This is a genomic window from Aeromicrobium sp. JJY06 (assembly GCF_044069275.1).
GTDB classification, from domain to species: domain Bacteria; phylum Actinomycetota; class Actinomycetes; order Propionibacteriales; family Nocardioidaceae; genus Aeromicrobium; species Aeromicrobium tamlense.
Map to the genome: position 1 here is coordinate 1 of NZ_JBIMRD010000004.1, position 13202 is coordinate 13202.

Below are 13202 nucleotides of genomic sequence, written 5' to 3' on the forward strand. Positions count from 1 at the left end.
TACTCCTACTACCCAAAATGGGTGACAAGAGAAAATGCGTCAGTGGTCCGTCTTGGGTGAGGGCTGACGATCAGCGGCGAGAAGGTACGTGCTTCTGATCGTCTCGCGGATCTCGGTCGCAGTAACTTCTGCATCCCGCATCAGGCCGATGATGTGCTCGTAGTTTTTCCAGTGGAGCGCCCACGTCTCTGCGCCCACGAGTTGTTCAAAGTCGAGCCTCGTAGGCGGCGCCCACGCCTCGTAGGCCGTCAACCGCTCGGCCCTCTGGTCCAGGTCGCTCCTTCCCCGCGTCTTGGGGGACAGAACGGCAGGACCGAACATCCAGTCGCGCCAGTGCTTGTTGCCCTTGCTCTGGTTGCACTTGCCGCACGACGGGACGAGGTTGTGGATCTCGGAGATGTAGCCGGTGGGCTGCTTGTTTACGACCAGGGGACGAAGGTGATCCCACTCCGTGTACACGTCGCCGCAGTACGCGCACGTGACCTGCTCCAGCATCTCCAGGATCTCCAAAGCAGCGCGGACTTCATCATTGGTCGGGACGACGATGGGAATGATCCCGTTGATGAAGGAGTTCGTGATGCTCGACGTACGCCCGGTGATCCTGACCGGGCTGGGCATCCGAAAGAAGCGGAGGTAGTTGACCTCGCCCGGCGTGCCGTTGCTGCTCACGACTTGGCCGGAGTTGCAGGTTCCGGGGAGTGGATGAGTTCGATCAGCTCTTCCGTGTCCGTCTGCCACTGAACTGCTTGCTCAAAGGTCGGCTCCGCGATCCCGCCGGCGACGATCTCGCTCCACTGGTTGTTGACGCCGTCGTAGACAGAGCGAGCCTTCTCCCGCACTCGCTTGCTCGGGTGCCGGTACATGATATGCCGGTAGAGGTCGAGCACTTCTTCCTCTGACTGCGGCATGGTCACCTTCGTCCCGACGTAGATGAAGTCGCCACCCCACTCCCGATGCAGGTCGTAGGCGATCTTGTTGGTCCAAGCCGCCAACCGCTCAGCCTGGGGGAGGAAGTCCGGGCGAGCCTTGTCGTGCGCCTCCTGTCGGCGCAGCGTGGCCTCGTGCTTCTCGATCGCCTCGCGCTCCTTGGTGCGGTGGCGTCGATCCCAGAGGCCAGCCAGCAAGGTAACGACGCCGCTCACGAGGCCAGCGGCGAGCCCGGAACCGATCACCAGAGTCGCGATCTCGGTCTTCGTCATTCCATTCCTCCGATGTCGGCTGCGGTGCCGCATCCGGGGCAGTTGTCGGCGCCGTATCCCGGGTGCTCGGCGCAAGGATTGTCCACACTCACGGCGGACCGCGCTTCGGCACCAGGGTGTCTCTCAATCAGCGCGCGAACGGCCTCGAAGCTGTCAGTGATTGGGGTGGGGAAGGTGCCCAACAACTCACCATCCCGGCTCCGAACCTCGTAGCGAGTGTGCATCGCCATCCATGTCCCATCGGCTTGCTTGACCATCCTGACGGGGTTGAACAGGCGCTCCAGCAACTCTTCCTTGGTGGGCGCAGTGGGCCAGTTGTGTCCCCGCTCCAGAGCCTCGTAGACATTGCACTCGGCGTGCGCTGGACCGAGATAGTCGTCGGGGCCCTTCGTGTGGTCATGGGCAAGGTGCCAGTCCGAGTTCGGCTCGATCCGTCGAGTCGGCATGATGCACACTCGCTCAGCGCACTCACCGGCACCAGCGGCCCGGATCTTGGCGTCCCACTCCTTCCGCAACGCCCGGTGCAAGTCACTCATCGGGATCGCGACCTTCGAACCGCGAGTGCATGTCGTCTTGTCCCTCGTCGGACGACATGATGCCGCGACGCTGAAGCGAAGCGATGACCCTGGAGCCCTCGGGAGTGAGTGTCATACCTGACGGATGCAGTACCTCGACTCCGTAGTGCTCGCGCAACTCGTACGCCAGCAGCAGGGCGACGTGCTGCCTCTTGAAGGGGTCCCGCGTGGTGAACTGAGTCGTCCGCACAACGATGTTGTCGTCCGCGTCCTCGGATACGCCGAAGGTCAGGCTTCCGGCGATCTCCTCGGTGTCTTTCTTGTCTGCGGTCAGCGAGCCGATCTTGCGCGATGCGGGTCGCTTGGCGTTCGGGTCGGGCTCGTAGATGTGAGTCGCGAAGACCTGGCGAGCGGCTTCGATGTCCTGAAGCGTCTTCCCGTTGTCTCCGTTGTGCGCTGCGCTCATCCGTCAGCACGCGTCCGTCCCGAGCGTCGGTCCATCTCGCTACCTGCCAGACCTCTCAGGTTCGGGTCACCCACGTAGTCAGCGAGGAAGCGGCGGATGGCGTCAGACAGGCTCTCGCCGTTTGCAGCGGCCTTCTCCTTGGCTGCTTCCCAGAGTTCATCGGAGACCCTGACGGGCCGCGTGCGGGTCGCTGAGCGGTCTCCCTTGCGAGTGTCTGGCTTCGCTGGCATGTCGTCCATTATCGCGTGTCGTAACCTCGCAGCAGGGGAGCACTTGGCATCTATCCCATGTCAAGTGCTCCCCGTTCGGAGTTAGGGGCTCGTTCCGCTCCCGGCCAAGTGGAGCACGTAGACCTTTCGTCGGCTGTCCCACGAAAGTGCCGGGATGCACTCCAGGTCCGCGTCGATCACCACGGGCACCAACTCCTGCCCGTCAGGAGTCCAGGCGATCACAGGGGCACCGGGCTCGTGGAGACGGTCCAGAGCTCGGCTCAGGGCGGCCACGCTCAAGGGCGTCATGCCGGCGCTCACGCCTCGCTCCAGACCCAAGCCCGAGCGCCCAGCGCGTAGAGCCCATCATCATCCGGGTGCAGGATCTCGGTGTACTGGTCGTCACCGTCGTGCTCGGTCACGAACAGGGCGCCCCCGTCCCAGCGGTGTGACGGTGGCTCAGGGTCGGTCTCCCCGTCGTACTCGCGAAAGGCAGCCATTACGGTTTCCACGGCCTCGCGATCCATGCGAGGGCACAGGAAGCCGTTCCATCGCACGTCGGGGTCATAGGTCGCCGTCACGGTCACCAACTCGTCAAGGCAGACGGGGCCTGTCATGTCAGCCACGGGATCATCCTCTCTGTCTTGGCTCGGCTCATCAGCCGGGAGGGAGCCACCCTCACCGGGACCGCTGAGCGTCCATCCCACGTTCAGCGGTTTCGCCCGATCAGAGCGAGCGGAAGACGTACAAGCCTCCACCCGGTGCGGGCTCGGTCGTGTGGTCGAACGCCAAGTCGTGGGCGAACTTGTCCATATCGAAGTATGGGCGAGCCCACTCGGGGACGTCAGTGAGCATCCCCGTGTCCTTGGCCAACTCCTCGGCGTACTCGGTGAACGAGTCCCACTCGCCCGCGTACCGCTCCTCGAAGTCGGGCAGGCTCGGCAGGTTGCCGTGGGCCTCGGCCACGTAGTCACCGGAGCGGACCCACGCGAGCAGAGCGTCGCGCTGCCGCTCGTCCACGTCGTCCAGCAGGCGACCCCACTCGGCAGCCTCAGCAGGGGAGCACTCGCCCCGGAGCGGCAGGTGCTCGTGATCCATCACCCACATCTCTTCGCAGGAGGCCTGGGTGATCGTCCCCGAGTCCACGTGCAGGGCGTCGATGGCCACGTCGTCGGCTTGTGCAGCGTCGTACCAAGCCCCGACCAGATCGCCGGAGTTGTAGCAGGCGAGGCACGCGATCCAAGCGCGGGCAGCGGGCCCGCTGGCGGTGGTCATCGTGGTCATGTTGTGGTCCCCTCGGCTCGGAAGGCTGGTGCAACTACACCAGCATCGAACTACCTTACATGTGGTGTAACTACACCACAACCCCGACGCCGCGATCCGTGCGAACTTCTTCGGATCTGAGCGTGAACTGATGCACCCGATGTGACTCAGGTATGGCCTATGACGAGCGCCGACACGCGATCAGCGCGGGTCAGCGGCACACTGTCGACACGTTTCGGGGGGGGCAGCGCGCTGACATCGCCGCCGTGCGGGCGTGCCGCCAGCCCCGGGGAGGGGGTCGCCAGCGGTGCAGGTGATGCACGGTGGTTCACCCGGGCCAGCGGGTCAGTTGGGGAGCGGCGGGTGCGGGGGTATGCCCCCGCCCAGGGGAGCGACCCCACCGCCACGTCATAGCAGCAGGCGTCCCGCGCAGGTCTGTAGGTCGACGGGAAACCTACGCGGGCCATGCTTCACGGGTAGGTCAGCAGGCGTGCTTTGACTCGCCTGAAAGTCGACGGTCCACCTCGGCCGACCGGCTGTGACAGGAGCGGCACCGCGGTTGGTAGTGCGCTTGGTGCTCGCAGTACCGAAGCCGATCAGGGCTGACGGCTTCGTCGTCGCAGCCACCGACGTAGGACCAGTGGTCGGCGTATGCGGTGCAGTCGACGCACACGAGGTCACCGGCAGGGCCGCGGGCGCGGCGTACTCGGTCATGTACTCGCTCATATCCACGGTCGATCCCGTCTTGTTTGCGTGGGCGGCCTCCCGTGCAGCCACAAGACCTTGTGCGGCGGAGAAGGTCGCTCGCTCGTACCGTCACCTCGTTGCCGCAGTCGCAGCGGCACAGCCACATGCGGTGGCTGCCTTTCGGCTCAGTTTGGCGAGTGACTGTGAGCTTGCCGAACCTGTCGTCTGGGCTCGGTGCCCTGGGGGTACTGGACATTGGTAGATCTCCTTTGGTTGGTAGGTCAGTGCGTGCGAGACGGGCCGTCAGGCCCGTGCTCGCGGATCACTCCTGCACGCCAGCGGTTCGGCAGCGGCAAGGGGTCCGGAGTCTGCGCCAGCGGCCTCTCGGCAATGTGGTGACTGGCTTGCACAGGTGGGGCCTTCGGCCCCTCAGCCGGCTTCTTGGTGACCCGCTGGGGTTCCGGAAATGGGGGCCTTCGGCCCCTCAGTCTTCGCCGCTGTAACGCATTGGCCGAGCGCCGACTACTTGGTTAGCGGGACGAGCCTCGAGGCGGCGCAGCCGCCGAGCGGGCTCGCTGTCTTCGGTCCTCGGTCTACGTGCAAATGGTGACCGTCAATAGGCAGGCTCTTACTCTGGCCACAAGTGGGGTTAACTCAACGACGCGTCTTACTCTGGCCACAAGTGGGTTCAATTGAGCTCAGCCCAGTCGTCCCCGTCTTCGGGAAACCAGTCGAGTCCGGTATCTCCGGGCTCTAGGTAGAACGTCGTGATGATGTTCTGTCCCGCGCCGGTCGTCTCAGTGGAGAGCCATCCCGCTTCGGTCAAGCACTCGATCCCGCGCTCGGCGTAGGCGCGAGCACGACCCGCGCTGTCAGTCCTGCCGACCGCATCTGCGAGCGACCGAAGGGGCACGGTCACTCGCGAGTCCTCACCGCAGAGTCGTGCGAGTTGTCGTGCCACTACCTGTCCGCTGCGAGGTACGCACTGGATCACGTCGGCGTACCAGCGGGCCGCTTGGCCGAAGGGCGGCCATGCCTCTGACGCCAAGAGACTGCCACGCTTCGCCAGCAACGTGCCGTGGTGCTCCACTCGTTCGGTGAACTCGACGCCTGCCGCGCCGCCCGCTACCACGGCAGTCTCCTGACCGCTCACCATGAGGCGCACCGAGTTACGCGAGGGAGGATGCTGCACTGCCTTTGCGAGACGCGTGTGGATGCTCTTGAGCGTGGGCTTGCGGCCACGTCGCCCCGTGCGAGCGAGCCTGACGGTCTGGGTCTCGCCGGTCTCCAGGTTGAGCGTGCGCCACTCAGTCAGTGCGCTGTTCTTCATCGTTGCCTCCTCCTTTCATCGGGCTTCTAACTGGCTGATGATCCTCGGCGGTGGTGAGACGGACGCGGACCCGGACGGGATGGCCCCGCCCTCCCGGTCAGCGTCCGTCTCGCTGGGGCGCAGAGATCGTGCCTAGGTGATCAGGCTCGGTTCGTCTCCGAGTCGCTGAACTTCTCGCGCGTCCGATAGCCGATGAGTTGTCCGTACTGGTCGCGCTGCAACTCGATCAGCCCCGCAGTTTCCTGCGAGAGCATCCGAGATCGGGTCTGCGGGTCGAGCGCCCCGCTTCGGGATGCCCCTGGGATGCGTTTGTAACCGTCGAGCAGCGCCGGACGCTCGTCTCGCTTGCTGCGCTGGATCGCCGCATACATGCCGTCCTCAGCCATGTGTACGGCGTGGTCCTCGCGCTCCCACTTCCGTTCGAGGCGCGTTCTGCCATCCAAGTACGTCCGCGTCGGCAAGTACGGATTGATGTACCCCACCGCTCATACCTCCGCTGCTTCGTAACGGAACTCGACCCTGAGCGTCGCTTCCAGAGTCGCCGGATAGACCGGCTGGGCCATCTTGTGGTCAACCTCATCGGCGTCCCACACGCGCCACGCGCCAGGCGTGGTGTCCGTGTCGAGGATCTCGATCCTCACGATCTCGCCCGCGCCCGTGACGCCGCCCTCCGTCTCCTCCTGCCAGAGCTCCACCAACTCAGAGAGCTTCACCCGCAGGGACTCGGAGGGAAGGTCCCGCGATCCGTCCTGTGCGGCAATCGAGATCGCCACGGTCGCGACCGCCTGACCGTCGTTCGCCACGAAGTCGAGCGATCGCAGCCTGAACAACCCGGTCAGGCCGCTCTCACTAACTGCGTGATAGCCCTGCTCGCGGAACTTCGCCGCTCTCGCCCGCTCCGCCACGTGTGCATCCCACGCTCGACCAAACCTCTTGACGTACGTCTCAACGGAGTCCGCAGACGGTCGAGCCAGCCGAGGCACCGGCCACTGCGCCACCTCGAAGTCGATGACGCCAGACTCGACGGCGACCTCGGACCCGAGATCCCGCAGAGCGCCCTCCAGCGTCTCGGCGTCCAGGCCAGTGACACCGACCTCGGTGACCCGAACCTTGCCGTTTGCCCGGAGCGTGCCGTAGGCGGCAGTCGGCTCGGTCTGACTGAGCACCACGCCGTTGGTGATCCCCGTCGCATCGGCAGGCCGCTTCCGCACGCACACAGGCACGTCCACCAAGCCAGCGATGGTTTCCGCCACAAGCAAAGCAAGATGGTTGTCCGCAAGGAACGGGGCCAGAGCCCGCTCAGCTCGTCGCAAAACTGCTTCAGCAGGCTTGAGCTTGCCCTGCGTGGCCCTCACGGTCACGTCAGCCTCTGCTACCTCAACTCCGGTCGCGTGATAACCGGCGTCGATGCGTTTGTCCAGGCCAGCCTTGGCCTTTCTCGCGGCAGCCAGCGTGCTTGCGAGGGCGTCGACTACGGATCGCGCCTCGTTGAGGTTGTTGTCCAGCTCGGCGCGGATCTTCGCGTCAGCCTCGATACCGGCGGAGATCAACCGCTTGCCGGCCTGGGTCCGTTCAGTCCGCAACTCGTTGATGCTCGTTGTGAGGTTCTCGTACGCCTTTGCCTCCGTTGCCTCGTCGGTCATGGTGGTCATACAGCTGCCTTTCTGTTGACATGAGTCAGGTCGGTCAAGTCCTCGTGTGTCACCCGGTCGACACGCTTACGCCGGACCGGGCCGAAGTCGGTAGACATCGGATCGAGACGAAACGAACCCGACGGATGCCGCCACTCGTCGGCGCTTTGCGCCACGAGGCCGGTTGCACGTAGGTCCGCCTGTTGCTGGGATGTGAGGTCGTGGCGCTCGCTCATCGGCCGACCGCCTCGCGCAGGCCGATCACTTCGTGCAACAGGTTGCGCTCGGCTGCGCCCGATCGTCCGTTGCAGCGTTCGTCGTCGTCGGCTTCCCCGCCGTCGACTCCGCACGCGGGACCGAATGCGTTACGGCTCGCCTCGGCTTTGTTGATGAGCAAGGGTGCTCACTTCCTTTCCTTGGGTTGTCTTACTCGCCGCTCCTCGGCGAGCAACCAACGTAGCGAAACGCTCTGTTATGCTGGCAGAACCGCACGTTTTAGGAAATGGTGCGCAGGGATAGAGGCCGAGCGAAAGATCGAGGATCAGCAACATGCAGAGCGAGCACGCATACACCTGCGAGGTTCCACACGCAGAGCACGTGGCGACGGTGACCCTCGTGGAGTCTGAGCGTGGTACCGGTGACTGGTCGGTCATCGGTATCCAGGTCGTGGCGACGAATGGCACGACTCTCTCCGCTGACCGGCTTCGGAACCTTGCGTGGGCCAACGTGCTTGAGTCGGCAAGAGCCCAGGCGAGAGAGGTGCATAACGGCGCTTCCGTCGTCCTGTCGCGCCCCAGCGACCCCCCGCCGTCATTCCGGGCCGATAGAAGAGGTCGAGCAGCTCGCAGTGACCGCGACTACGCGGAACTCGCTCGCGCGTACCTTGCGTTCCCGCCCGATCGTCGCCGGAAGGCGGCGGCAACCTGGTCGGAGCGGTTCGGCAGACAGCCCGGTCGATGGCGTGCCGACATCGCGAAGGCGAAGCGGTTCATCGAAGGCGGTTGGCTCACGGGCGAAGGCATGGTCCTGGTTTATGGCGCGGACATCTTCGAACATCTAGTTGGCGAGAACGAGCTGGGGGCGGCGGAGGCCGCTGTCGACCTTCTCGCCGGCGATGGCCTCGGCACTCCTCAGCGTGCATGGCTCGACGTTCAGATTGAGAGGCGCGCCCGTCAGACGGGCTTGAAGCCCGCTGAGGTGCGAAGTGAGCTGCTGCGGCAGGCGCGGACGAAGATCGACTCCTACTACTCATCGGAAAGCGGGTAGGCGCGTTCCCGCGTGTCGCCGGACGTGTCGGGGTCTTGTGATACGAGTCCACGGCTCGTCGTACGGCGAGGATGCGTGTTTCGTCGTGTGGTGTGGGTAGTGTCCTCTCTGTGCGGTCGGTAGAGCTCTTCGCAGGTGCAGGTGGACTGGCGCTCGGTGGCGAGGCGGCCGGCTTCCATCCCGAAGTAGTGGTCGAGTGGGACCGATGGGCCTGTGACACCGTGCGGCAGAACAAGGCCGCTGGCTACCCGCTCGTCGGCCCGTGGCGCGTGCACGAAGGCGACGTGCGCAATGTGGACTGGTCAGAGGTCACGGACGTCGATGTGGTGACGGGCGGACCGCCGTGCCAGCCGTTCAGTATGGGCGGCAAGGCACGAGCCGCTGACGACAAGCGAGACATGTTCCCTGCCGCTATCGACGTGATCCGCAGATTGCAGCCGAAGGCGTTCATCCTTGAAAACGTCCGTGGGCTCACCCGGACGGCGTTCGCCAACTACTTCTCCTACATTCAACTTCAACTTGCCCACCCTGAACTCGTCAGCCGCGAGGGTGAGTCATGGCTCGACCACTACCACCGGCTCCAGGCTGAGCACACGACGGCAAGCGCCGACGGCCTCCACTACAAGGTGGTGCCGACGCTCGTGAATGCTGCTGACTACGGTGTCCCGCAGCAGAGGCACCGCGTCTTCATCGTCGGCTTCCGCTCCGACCTCGACGCCGAGTGGTCGTTCCCCGCCGAGTCCCACTCTTTCGACGCTCTGCTCTACGACCAGTGGGTGACAGGTGCGTATTGGGAGCGGCACAAGGTGGCGAAGCGGAACCGCGAGCCGCTGAGCCCTCGCTTGGTGAACCGCGTTGCCGCTCTTCGAGACGTGCTTGACCCTGCCGAGTTGGGCGAGCCGTGGCAGACCGTCCGGGACGCTATCTCCGACCTGCCGACGCCGACGCTCAACGGGAGCCGGAAGTTCAAGAACCACGTGCTCCAACCCGGTGCTCGCTCCTACCCCGGACACACTGGCTCGCCTATCGACCTGCCTTCGAAGGCGTTGAAGGCGGGCGGTCACGGCGTGCCCGGAGGCGAGAACATGCTTCGTCGTCCTGACGGCTCGATCCGCTACTTCACCGTGCGTGAGAGTGCACGCTTGCAGACGTTCCCCGACGACTACGAGTTGCACGGAGCATGGGGAGAAGCGATGCGCCAACTCGGCAACGCCGTGCCGGTGCTGCTCGCCCAGAAGGTCGGCCAGAGCGTCGCCCAGCACTTGCAACACGCGGACATGCGCGCGCGAGCAGCGAAGAAGCAAAAGCGCGCGTCTGCCTGACGGTCAGCCGGCCGTAAAGCTAGGGTCTTGGGCGTGACGCAGACGCCAAAGCCGTTCAACCCGCTCGACATGGAGCATCTAGGCGAGAGTGTGGGCAATGCGCTGCTCAGCTCGACCCCGGTTTGTGCCGATCAGATGAGCTCGTTCACGGGCGCTGGAGTCTACGCCGTGTACTACGTCGGCGACGCGCCGCCGTACGAGGCGCTCGGAGCCGCAAACGCCGACGTTCCCACCGGGGGCGTGGGCGTGCCGATCTATGTGGGAAAAGCAGACCCTCCGGGTGGGCGAAAGGGCCTCAACGTCGCCACGTCTTCGAAGAAGCTCTACGAACGGCTTCACGAGCACCGCAGGTCGGTGACCCAAGCGAAGAACCTTGAATGCGAGGACTTCTACTTCCGATGGCTCGTGGTTGAACCAATCTGGGTTCCCCTCGGCGAGACTGTTTTGCTCCAGAAGTTCGCGCCGGTTTGGAACTCAGTGCTCGACGGGTTCGGCAACCACGCGCCTGGAAGCGGTCGAGACAAGGGTGAGCTCTCGCTCTGGGACACTCTGCATCCGGGTCGCAACAGCACACCGCGTGGGCAGATTGATCCCGTGTATTGGGCGGACACGTACAAGCCAAACTCAAAAAGCCAGAGCGAAGTCATGGATCTCGTCCGGGCGCATCTCGCGTCTGTGCTTCCGGCAGTGCCGAGCGGAGCGATTGCGAGCGTGGCGTCGATGCCTACGGTCGACCCCAATCCGACTCTGCCGGAAGCCGAAGACGACTGAGCCCCGCCGCTTCGCGGCTCGCTAGGGAGCATGCGTCTTGCGGCGCGCTTTCACGACGTCGCTGACGCGCTCAGCCGCCTCATCGGAGTCCTCGTGCTCCCAGACCACGAGGACGAGCCAGCCGGACTCGGAGAGCCGCTGTTCGGTGTCTCGGTCGCGCTCGATGTTCCGGGCCAGCTTCTCGTCCCACCACGCAGAGTTGGCGGTGCCTCGCCGCGAGTGATCGGGGCAACCGTGCCAGAAGCACCCGCGCACGTCCACTGCGACGCGAGCGCCCACGAAGGCGACGTCAACAGTCCTTCGCAGGTCGGGGAGGGCCCGATAGTGCTTCCGGTAGCCGACAAGCCCGCGAGCCCTCAGAGCGACTCTCAGGGCGCGCTCCGGAGCGGTGTCCTTCGTCTTCTGCTGCCGCATGGCGCTCTGCCGGCCTGGAGTAGTCGGAGACGGAGTCGAGCGGGCCACGTGACAAACGTATGTCAGCGTGCGACGTGCCGTTTTTGTCAGTGGTTTCCGGCACGATTGGAGCACGGCCACGAGAGCGGAGAAGCGCGATGGACATGGACTTCGATATCGACTGCCCGGAGTGCGGGGCGAACGTGAAGGTCAAGTTGGCTGACGTCAGTCGGCAGCGGACCGTGCGTTGCGGGCGTGGACACGCCATTGAACTCGTGGATGAGGGCGGCGAAGCACGTAAGGCTGAGAAGACGATGCGGGACCTCGACAAGCAGATCTCCAAGTTGGGTCGCACGTTCAAGTTCTGACGGCGCTCATCTTCTTCCGGGTCCAGCCCGTAGCGCCACGCGTCTGCCCTCTGACGTACCGGACGAGCGGGGACAACTTTCCCGGCAAACCACCCGGGGCGAGGTTCGTGTGCCCTTCTTGAGTGAGCCACTGAGCGGCGGTCGACAGGGTGGTCACTCCATCCGGCTGCTCTCGCACCAGAACGTCCGCGAGACTTTCGTACGTAGCTGCGGAGGGGTCAGGCGCCGATCCACTGCGCTCGTCCAATGCTGGCCAAAGGCGTACGCGAGTCGCACCGGGCTTGGTGCCACTCCAGCCCGTTCCCTGACCGTCGCGCTTGCCCCTGTAGGCGTAGGTGCCCCGAAGGTAAACGGTCACCTGTTGCTTCAGGGGGACGTTCCGCTTTCGATACTTCGGCCACAACTTGATCTCGGCGAGATCAGTGAGAACACGGCGCTGGGCCCACAGGTCGAGCGAGGCGAACTTGCGCGCTTCTTCCCAGCGCAGATCCGTGTCGTCCGGCTCGCTGGCAGCGGACTCAATCCGGCGCTCTACTTCTTCGAGCTGGCTCTTGAGCGACTCCGACCCGGCCTTCAGCATCTCGTCCGTGAGCACGCCCTCAGCCCAGGAGACGGTTAGCTTCTTGAGTCGGTCGTTGATACGACGACGCTCCTCCCACAGATCAGCAGGGACGGTCTTCTCCCTCGGCTTCGTCAGCGTGCCGGGGGCTGTGGTTCCGATCGCGAGCGTGATAGCCGAGCGGATGATCTGGTCAGCTCCGACTCGGTCTGTCGTGAGATGGTCTCCATACGGGTTCGAGCACTTGTAAACCTTCCGGCCTCCAGCCGAGCCAGCCTCGACCTTCCAACCGCACTCGCCACAGGTTGCGATGCCCGAGAGCAGGTTCCGAGGCTTGTTCCCGAGTTCGCGTTGATCCGCGCCCTTGGTTCGGGCGGGGTCGTTGAGCATGGCAACGAGCAAGATATGGGTCTCCTCAGATAAGAGCGGTTCCCACTTACCCTTGCCGACAATCTCGCCGTTGTACGTCGCGATTGCCGCGTTCCTCGGATTGAGGAGGATGCTTCTCACGCTGTTGTGCGTCCAGCCGCTCATGTTCTTTCGGCTTCGGGGCGTCGGGACTCTCATGTCGTTCCAGCGACGCACGATCGACCGCAGAGGAGCGCCGTTGAGCACCTCCTCGGCGGCCTCGCGGATGAGGGCTGCCTCCTTCTCCACGACCTCGCCCTGCAGCGTGTAGCCGAATGCTCTGAAGCCGCTGCTACGGAACTCGCCCTGTCGGGCTCGCTGCTCATTGGCCCGCTTCTGGCGAGCGCCCTTGCGCTCGACCTCAGCTCGAGCGACAGCGGCAAGGATGCGAGCGACCATGCGGCCCACGTCAGAGGTCAGGTCGATGTCCCCGTGCACGGTGGAGATGCCTACGCCGTGCACGTCAGCGAGCAGGATCAGCTTCTCCAGGTCAAGCATCGAGCGGGTCATGCGGTCCATGTGCCAGGCGAGCACCACGTCTACCTCCCCCGCTTCGATCATGTGGAGCACGTGGTTCCAGGCGGGACGGTTCTTCCCTGAGTAGCCAGAGATCGACACGTCATCGGCGGACGGCTTCCCGTCCACTGGCACGACCTCCCAGCCGCGAAGGTCTGCAAGCTTCTGGCAGTCCTCGCGCTGCCTATCGTTGGCAACGCCTTCTCCTGTGTCATCGCGAGAGATGCGGGTGTAGATCACAGCTCGCTTGGCACGCTTCGACATGTTTCTCATTCTACGTACATTGCTCAGATGGTGTA

At 64.5% G+C, this 13202-nt stretch carries 17 protein-coding genes; 4 read left to right on the forward strand and 13 right to left on the reverse strand.

Annotation, left to right across the window (positions count from 1 at the left end):
- Nucleotides 1-39 precede the first annotated feature (39 nt).
- The 11 genes from ACGWYL_RS16190 to ACGWYL_RS16240 all read right to left on the reverse strand — a co-directional run bounded on the left by ACGWYL_RS16190 (nt 40) and on the right by ACGWYL_RS16240 (nt 7697).
- A complete protein-coding gene (locus ACGWYL_RS16190) occupies nt 40-669 on the reverse strand; it encodes an HNH endonuclease (protein WP_395487718.1) in 630 nt (209 codons plus the stop codon).
- Nucleotides 666-1199: a hypothetical protein gene (locus ACGWYL_RS16195; protein ID WP_395487719.1), complete on the reverse strand. Its 534-nt coding sequence runs from the start codon at nt 1197-1199 to the stop codon at nt 666-668. Before ACGWYL_RS16195 ends, ACGWYL_RS16190 begins: the two co-directional genes overlap by 4 nt.
- The gene (locus ACGWYL_RS16200; protein WP_395487720.1) at nt 1196-1735 is read right to left on the reverse strand and encodes a hypothetical protein; all 540 of its coding nucleotides are present in this window, start codon (nt 1733-1735) and stop codon (nt 1196-1198) included. The genes ACGWYL_RS16195 and ACGWYL_RS16200 overlap by 4 nt, the downstream gene beginning before the upstream one ends.
- Nucleotides 1728-2180, reverse strand: coding sequence for a hypothetical protein (locus ACGWYL_RS16205; protein ID WP_395487721.1), 453 nt, complete (start codon nt 2178-2180; stop codon nt 1728-1730). Before ACGWYL_RS16205 ends, ACGWYL_RS16200 begins: the two co-directional genes overlap by 8 nt.
- The gene (locus ACGWYL_RS16210; RefSeq protein WP_395487722.1) at nt 2177-2419 is read right to left on the reverse strand and encodes a ribbon-helix-helix protein, CopG family; all 243 of its coding nucleotides are present in this window, start codon (nt 2417-2419) and stop codon (nt 2177-2179) included. The genes ACGWYL_RS16205 and ACGWYL_RS16210 overlap by 4 nt, the downstream gene beginning before the upstream one ends.
- A 287-nt stretch (nt 2420-2706) precedes the next feature.
- Entirely contained in the window at nt 2707-3015 is a 309-nt protein-coding gene (locus tag ACGWYL_RS16215; protein WP_395487723.1) for a hypothetical protein, read from the reverse strand.
- Between the two features lie 100 nt (nt 3016-3115).
- Nucleotides 3116-3673, reverse strand: a complete 558-nt coding sequence (locus ACGWYL_RS16220; RefSeq protein WP_395487724.1) for an antirestriction protein ArdA — start codon at nt 3671-3673, stop codon at nt 3116-3118.
- 1354 nt (nt 3674-5027) lie between these two features.
- Nucleotides 5028-5669: a hypothetical protein gene (locus tag ACGWYL_RS16225; protein ID WP_395487725.1), complete on the reverse strand. Its 642-nt coding sequence runs from the start codon at nt 5667-5669 to the stop codon at nt 5028-5030.
- Nucleotides 5670-5809: 140 nt separating this feature from the next.
- Nucleotides 5810-6055 (reverse strand): hypothetical protein, encoded by a 246-nt coding sequence (locus tag ACGWYL_RS16230; RefSeq protein ID WP_395487726.1) that lies wholly within the window; start codon nt 6053-6055, stop codon nt 5810-5812.
- Nucleotides 6056-6154: 99 nt separating this feature from the next.
- Nucleotides 6155-7321, reverse strand: a complete 1167-nt coding sequence (locus ACGWYL_RS16235; protein ID WP_395487727.1) for a hypothetical protein — start codon at nt 7319-7321, stop codon at nt 6155-6157.
- Between the two features lie 211 nt (nt 7322-7532).
- Nucleotides 7533-7697 carry a hypothetical protein gene (locus ACGWYL_RS16240; RefSeq protein WP_395487728.1) on the reverse strand — a complete coding sequence of 55 codons (165 nt, stop codon included), beginning with the start codon at nt 7695-7697 and terminating at the stop codon, nt 7533-7535.
- Between the two features lie 152 nt (nt 7698-7849).
- Here ACGWYL_RS16240 and ACGWYL_RS16245 point away from each other — a divergent pair, with 152 nt between their 5' ends.
- The 3 genes from ACGWYL_RS16245 (at nt 7850) to ACGWYL_RS16255 (ending at nt 10659) form a co-directional block, all read left to right on the forward strand.
- Nucleotides 7850-8566 (forward strand): hypothetical protein, encoded by a 717-nt coding sequence (locus ACGWYL_RS16245; protein WP_395487729.1) that lies wholly within the window; start codon nt 7850-7852, stop codon nt 8564-8566.
- A gap of 110 nt (nt 8567-8676) precedes the next feature.
- Nucleotides 8677-9888 (forward strand): DNA cytosine methyltransferase, encoded by a 1212-nt coding sequence (locus tag ACGWYL_RS16250; protein WP_395487730.1) that lies wholly within the window; start codon nt 8677-8679, stop codon nt 9886-9888.
- 33 nt (nt 9889-9921) lie between these two features.
- Nucleotides 9922-10659, forward strand: coding sequence for an Eco29kI family restriction endonuclease (locus ACGWYL_RS16255; protein ID WP_395487731.1), 738 nt, complete (start codon nt 9922-9924; stop codon nt 10657-10659).
- A 21-nt stretch (nt 10660-10680) separates the two neighbouring features.
- On the opposite strand, the gene ACGWYL_RS16260 is transcribed toward ACGWYL_RS16255, so the two are convergent.
- Complete coding sequence (locus ACGWYL_RS16260) at nt 10681-11193, reverse strand: very short patch repair endonuclease (RefSeq protein WP_395487732.1); 513 nt, start codon at nt 11191-11193, stop codon at nt 10681-10683.
- Between the two features lie 17 nt (nt 11194-11210).
- Between ACGWYL_RS16260 and ACGWYL_RS16265 the strand changes: the two genes are divergently transcribed.
- Nucleotides 11211-11420: a hypothetical protein gene (locus tag ACGWYL_RS16265; RefSeq protein ID WP_395487733.1), complete on the forward strand. Its 210-nt coding sequence runs from the start codon at nt 11211-11213 to the stop codon at nt 11418-11420.
- Here ACGWYL_RS16265 and ACGWYL_RS16270 read toward each other — a convergent pair.
- The gene (locus ACGWYL_RS16270) at nt 11410-13167 is read right to left on the reverse strand and encodes a recombinase family protein (protein ID WP_395487734.1); all 1758 of its coding nucleotides are present in this window, start codon (nt 13165-13167) and stop codon (nt 11410-11412) included. The two genes, ACGWYL_RS16265 and ACGWYL_RS16270, sit on opposite strands and share 11 nt — an antisense overlap.
- Between the last annotated feature and the right edge of the window lie 35 nt (nt 13168-13202).

Coding starts and splice junctions, on each gene's coding strand:
- ACGWYL_RS16270 (WP_395487734.1), bottom strand. CDS start 13,167: ATGTCGAAGCGTGCCAAGCGAGCTGTGATCTACACCCGCATCTCTCGC.
- ACGWYL_RS16195 (WP_395487719.1), bottom strand. CDS start 1,199: ATGACGAAGACCGAGATCGCGACTCTGGTGATCGGTTCCGGGCTCGCC.
- ACGWYL_RS16205 (WP_395487721.1), bottom strand. CDS start 2,180: ATGAGCGCAGCGCACAACGGAGACAACGGGAAGACGCTTCAGGACATC.
- ACGWYL_RS16225 (WP_395487725.1), bottom strand. CDS start 5,669: ATGAAGAACAGCGCACTGACTGAGTGGCGCACGCTCAACCTGGAGACC.
- ACGWYL_RS16200 (WP_395487720.1), bottom strand. CDS start 1,735: ATGAGTGACTTGCACCGGGCGTTGCGGAAGGAGTGGGACGCCAAGATC.
- ACGWYL_RS16265 (WP_395487733.1), top strand. CDS start 11,211: ATGGACATGGACTTCGATATCGACTGCCCGGAGTGCGGGGCGAACGTG.
- ACGWYL_RS16220 (WP_395487724.1), bottom strand. CDS start 3,673: ATGACCACGATGACCACCGCCAGCGGGCCCGCTGCCCGCGCTTGGATC.
- ACGWYL_RS16245 (WP_395487729.1), top strand. CDS start 7,850: ATGCAGAGCGAGCACGCATACACCTGCGAGGTTCCACACGCAGAGCAC.
- ACGWYL_RS16230 (WP_395487726.1), bottom strand. CDS start 6,055: ATGGCTGAGGACGGCATGTATGCGGCGATCCAGCGCAGCAAGCGAGAC.
- ACGWYL_RS16210 (WP_395487722.1), bottom strand. CDS start 2,419: ATGGACGACATGCCAGCGAAGCCAGACACTCGCAAGGGAGACCGCTCA.
- ACGWYL_RS16235 (WP_395487727.1), bottom strand. CDS start 7,321: ATGACCACCATGACCGACGAGGCAACGGAGGCAAAGGCGTACGAGAAC.